Genomic DNA, 4,722 nt, shown 5'->3' on the forward strand with positions numbered 1-4,722 from the left:
ACGCGGGAGAGGCGGTGCCCGGTTGGTGAGCCTGTCGAACCAGAGCTTGCCGAAGGGGGTAGGGGGTGAGGGCCATCTAGCGCACCAGCGTCCACTGCTCGGTCAACTCGGCCACTTGGGCATAGCGCGCAGAGACATCAGCCAGCAGGGTGGCATCCACCTGATCCGCATTGCGGTAGACCTGCTTGTCGAGCATGCGCGCCTTTTCGCCAGCGGGCCAGATGCGCCATGAGTCATTGTCAATCACGTCAGCGACAATCAGATCGCCCGTGGGCAAGCGTCCAAACTCGATCTTCAGGTCAACCAGAGTGACCTCAAGGCGCGCCCATGCCGCCTCAAGCAGACGAAAGACCTCAAGCCCGGTCGCAACCATCTGCTCAATCTCACTCGGCGTAGCAAGCATACGTTCCGCAATAGCCGTTCTGGAGATCAGAGGATCATGGGCGGCATCGTCCTTGAGGAAAAACTCAACCAACGGCGGATCAAAGCGCGTCGCTTCGGCCACTTCAGGGTTGCGCCGCAGGTAGGAACCGGTCGTCAAACGGCGCATCACCACCTCAAGGGGCAACATCTCACAGCGTCGCACCAGCGTCAGCGTTGGCTCAGGCGCAGCCACAAAGTGGGTAGCAATACCAGCCTGGGCTAGGAGCGCAAAAACATTGGCCGTAGTACGTCCGGCCAGCGCACCCTTGCCCGCAATCTCATTGCGCCGTGCGCCATCGCCCGCCGTGATACCATCCTTATGCACCAGCAGCGCGAGAGCAGCATCCTCTGGGTGCGCGTAGACAACCTTGGTCTTTCCTTCAATGATGCGTGGGCCGAGTTTCATGAGCGTGCCTCTTTTTAGTTCATAGCGGGGATGAACCACCATACTCCAGATCTGCAAGTGTACAGAGCGCGTCGAAATCAGCAACGAGATCATGAGCTTCGTGAGCAATCATAGCATGCATATGGCTGCGCTCTTCAGCACTTGTGCCGCGTAACAGACGCTGTATATCAGCGAGATCTTGGGAGCGTCCGGCCTGTAACTTGAGCAGAATCAGGTATGGACGCGGCATCACTGGAAAGCCTGCCGTATCAAATGATGGAGTAGTGAGTGCCTCTTCGAGCCAGTGTGCGGTGCTGGTGAGTACATCAATGGGCGCGGTAGAATCACTAGGGTGGGCAGTGAAGCCCCCTATGCTTAATGGCCCAGTGATGCGGTAGCCAGCCGCACCAAAGGCAGCACGAGCTGGGGCTTCATCATCGGCGTGGATGATAATATCAACATCTAAGGTCATGCGCTCAGGGATGTATGCACGCAGCGCAATCCCTCCAACAAGAACCCAACGGATCGTGCCGAGAATCGTGTAAAGATCCGGGATGGGGATCATAGCCGTTCGGCTCCTGTCAAGAAATTCCGTTGATGAGCCGGTACCGCGTGCAGCACGACGTAGAGCTATTTGGAGCAATGTCTTTGTGGTCGTGTGCATGGTTTTCCTTCTGCAATCTGCAATCTGCAATCTGCAATCTGCAATCTGCAATCTGCAATCGTAAATGGTATATCTATCACTCAAACCAACGCGACCCCAGCGCCCTCACGGATCGCCCCAACAACGCGGGCCTCTGGGCAGGCCGCCAAGGCCGCAGGGGCCTCGTCGGGCGCGATGATTGCCAGCATGCCCAAGCCCATGTTGAGCGCATGGTAGGCTTCTTGCTCCTTGAGGTCGCCCTGCTCTACCAGGTAGGTGCAGATTGGTGGTATCGCCCAACTGCCGTGGGTAAGCGTAGCGCCCAGGTGCGCTGGCAAGGCACGGGGCAGGTTGTCGTAGACCCCGCCGCCGGTGATGTGCGCGAGTCCTTTAAGCGTCACGGCGGCCCGTAGCGCCTGCACTTCAGGCAGGTAGCAGCGGTGGATTGCCAAGAGCGCTTCGCCAATACTGAGTCCCTCCAAGCTGGCTGGACGATCATGGTAGCTCATGCCACTCTGGGCAACAATCTTGCGGGCCAAGGAGTAGCCGTTGGTGTGCAACCCGCTGGAGGGCAGCGCAAGTACCAGATCGCCAGGCGCAATATTAGGGCGTGGCAGCATGGCTTCGCGGCTAACAATCCCCACAATCGTACCGGCAAGATCGAAACCATCAGGCGCATAGACATCGGGCATCTCGGCGGTTTCGCCGCCAAGCAACGCGCAACCTACCGCTTGGCAAGCCGCCGCCACACCACCCACAATCGCTGCCACCTGCTCTGGTGCCAGCCGCGCCGCCGCCACATAGTCAAGGAAAAAGAGCGGAGTCGCCCCCTGCACCAAAATATCATTGACACAATGGTTGACCAAATCTTGGCCCACGCTCGCATAGCGCCCCAGCGCCGTCGCCACCAACGTCTTCGTGCCTACTCCATCGGTAGAGGCAACCAGAATACCGGAGCCAGCAACCCCTGCTGCTCCCAGATCAAAACAACCGCCAAAGGCTCCCATCCCCGCCAACACCGCTGGCCCGTGGGTTGCCCGCACCGCAGCAGCCATCAACTCCTTCGCCCGCGTAGCAGCCGCAATATCTACGCCTGCGGCGGCGTATGCGTTGGTCATGGTGTCTCTCCTCCTACCCCAAAGCTCTACACAAACGCACAAACGCCTCGCTCTGTGCGTGGAAGACGTGCTGCACCGGCAGCGTTGTGATGCTCACGGCCCCAATCCGTCGCAGGTGGTCAATGGCGGGTAGCATCTCCTCTTGGGGCACCACCACATTCACGGCGTACCATTGAGGCACGGCGCCCGCTGCGGCAAATTTGCTCCAGACCGGGGCAATGGTTGGGCCTTGGAGTCCTGCCAATTCGACCCGCGCTGTGACGTCGCGCCCCACCGCTTCGAGTGAACTGCCGGGTAGGTTGGCGGTCAAGGAGTAGAAGAGCCGCCCGCGCCGCCGGGCTTCGATCAACTCGAGCAGTTGACGCACCAGCTCTAAGTGCGCCTCATTACCCCGTAGCATGCGCCGACTCCCAATGAGTACCGCCTGCGAACGCAAGATCGGCCCGCCCACAATCTTGAGCTTGTTATCGCGGATTGCCGTACCCGTCTCGGTGATGTCCGCAATCAGATCGGCATAGCCCAAACTTGGCGCCGCTTCGGTCGAGCCCTGCGAATCGATCAGTTCAAAGTGGGTAATTCCCTGCTCTTGGCAGAAACGGCGCACCGTCTGCGGATACTTGGTGGCAATGCGGAGCCGGCGGCCCTGCGAGCGCATTTCAGCCGCGAGATCGGCCAGATCGCGCCAACTACTCACATCTATCCAGCCTTGCGGCACCGCAAAGACCAACTCAACCCGCCAGAAGCCGAGATCATCAAGGATGACCAGCAGGTTCTCGTCGTCGCCGCGCTGTTCGACCACCATGTCATAGCCGGTGATCCCCAGTTCAATCCCGCCCTCGGCTACCTTCTCGACAATCTCGGTGGGGCGGTGCAACAGCACTTCAACCCCGTCCAAGCCCCGCAGGGTTGCGGTATACTGGCGGGGATTGGCACGTACCACACGCAAGCCGCAACTCTCCAGTAGCGCCAGCGAAGCGTCGTAGCCTGAACCTTTGGAGGGTAGGGCAAAACGTAACACTTGGTTCTTTGCTGCTGTCATGATGCTCCAACTAAGGCTTGACGCCAATCAAAACCTGCTGGCCCGCCCCGTTCCTTCAGCGCCAACTCAATCGTATAATCGGCCATGGTCTTGACCACCCAATCAAAGTAGTAGGGCGTCAACGCGTTGACATCAAAATTGGGGGCTGGATTGTTGAAATCAATGACATAAGGTATGCCACCTTTCAACGCAAACTCAACGGTATTCATATCGTAGCCCAACGCCTCATTCAACTCCAGCGCCCACTCGGTTACCAAGCGGCCCTCATCGGGCGTCAGGTAGTGATCGTCGCGGAAGTAGCGCTGAGGCCAGGGGGCATTCGCATCAAACTTGATCGTCATGATATGCTTGCGTCCAAGCACAATACAGCGCACATACTTCTCCCAGGCGATATACTCCTGGAGCATCATACACTCGGTGCCTGTCTCGTTGTAGACCTGCCACAACTCCTCGAAATTGTTCACCTTGTAGACCTGTTTGAAGCCGCCTCCCGACACAGGCTTGAGAATGACCGGAAAGCCGCCAACGTAGTCAACATGATTTTGCCAAGGTATAGGGTAGTTCAAGTTCCGCAGCGACTCATTGACCACCCCATCAGTATAGGAGTGGGACGGTAGGGCTATGGTCTTTGGATGGGCAATACCCAAGCGTGTACAGAGACTAGCACCAAAGAATTTATCATCAGCACTCCACCAGAAGGGATTATTGATCACATACGCCCCGGCGAGAGCGGCTGTCTTCAAGAAGGTACGATAGTAGGGAATCTCGTGACTAATCCGATCAATCAGCACCGCATAATCACAAGGCGCCCCCATCACGGTGCCATCCAACTTGACAAACTCTGCCCGCACACCCTGATTGCGCCGGTTGACCTCTTCAATAAATGCTGGTGGCCACGACCACTCTCGCCCGACAATAACGCCAATCTTTTTGTTCTCCACGAGCGTTCCTGCCCTCTGTTGTGTAGGTGTGGTGTCACCTGATGGCGTCTACGCTATTGTTCCTCCCGATTGTACCATGAGCAGCAGCACCGTCTCATACCAAATCCGATAGCCGATAGCCGATAGCTGATAGCCGGACATGGCGTCTCAATGCGCTTGAAGGTCATTAGGCA

The 4,722-nt window shown here is 57.9% G+C and carries 5 protein-coding genes; all 5 read right to left on the bottom strand.

Annotated features, from left to right (window positions below; all coding sequences use genetic code 11):
* Window positions 1-76 precede the first annotated feature (76 nt).
* The 5 genes from CJ255_RS21030 to CJ255_RS21050 all read right to left on the bottom strand — a co-directional run bounded on the left by CJ255_RS21030 (window position 77) and on the right by CJ255_RS21050 (window position 4,549).
* Window positions 77-829 carry a phosphoribosylaminoimidazolesuccinocarboxamide synthase gene (locus CJ255_RS21030; RefSeq protein ID WP_097646040.1) on the bottom strand — a complete coding sequence of 251 codons (753 nt, stop codon included), beginning with the start codon at window positions 827-829 and terminating at the stop codon, window positions 77-79.
* A 19-nt stretch (window positions 830-848) separates the two neighbouring features.
* Window positions 849-1,373, bottom strand: coding sequence for a nucleotidyl transferase AbiEii/AbiGii toxin family protein (locus CJ255_RS21035; RefSeq protein WP_245863642.1), 525 nt, complete (start codon window positions 1,371-1,373; stop codon window positions 849-851).
* A gap of 179 nt (window positions 1,374-1,552) precedes the next feature.
* Window positions 1,553-2,569: a phosphoribosylformylglycinamidine cyclo-ligase gene (gene purM / locus CJ255_RS21040; RefSeq protein ID WP_097646041.1), complete on the bottom strand. Its 1,017-nt coding sequence runs from the start codon at window positions 2,567-2,569 to the stop codon at window positions 1,553-1,555.
* Window positions 2,570-2,582: 13 nt separating this feature from the next.
* Window positions 2,583-3,608 carry an ATP phosphoribosyltransferase gene (gene hisG, locus CJ255_RS21045; protein ID WP_097646042.1) on the bottom strand — a complete coding sequence of 342 codons (1,026 nt, stop codon included), beginning with the start codon at window positions 3,606-3,608 and terminating at the stop codon, window positions 2,583-2,585.
* Entirely contained in the window at window positions 3,605-4,549 is a 945-nt protein-coding gene (locus CJ255_RS21050) for an ATP-grasp domain-containing protein (RefSeq protein ID WP_097646043.1), read from the bottom strand. Before CJ255_RS21050 ends, hisG begins: the two co-directional genes overlap by 4 nt.
* Window positions 4,550-4,722 lie beyond the last annotated feature (173 nt).

It is taken from the genome of Candidatus Viridilinea mediisalina, assembly GCF_002532535.1.
GTDB classification, from domain to species: Bacteria; Chloroflexota; Chloroflexia; order Chloroflexales; family Chloroflexaceae; genus Viridilinea; species Viridilinea mediisalina.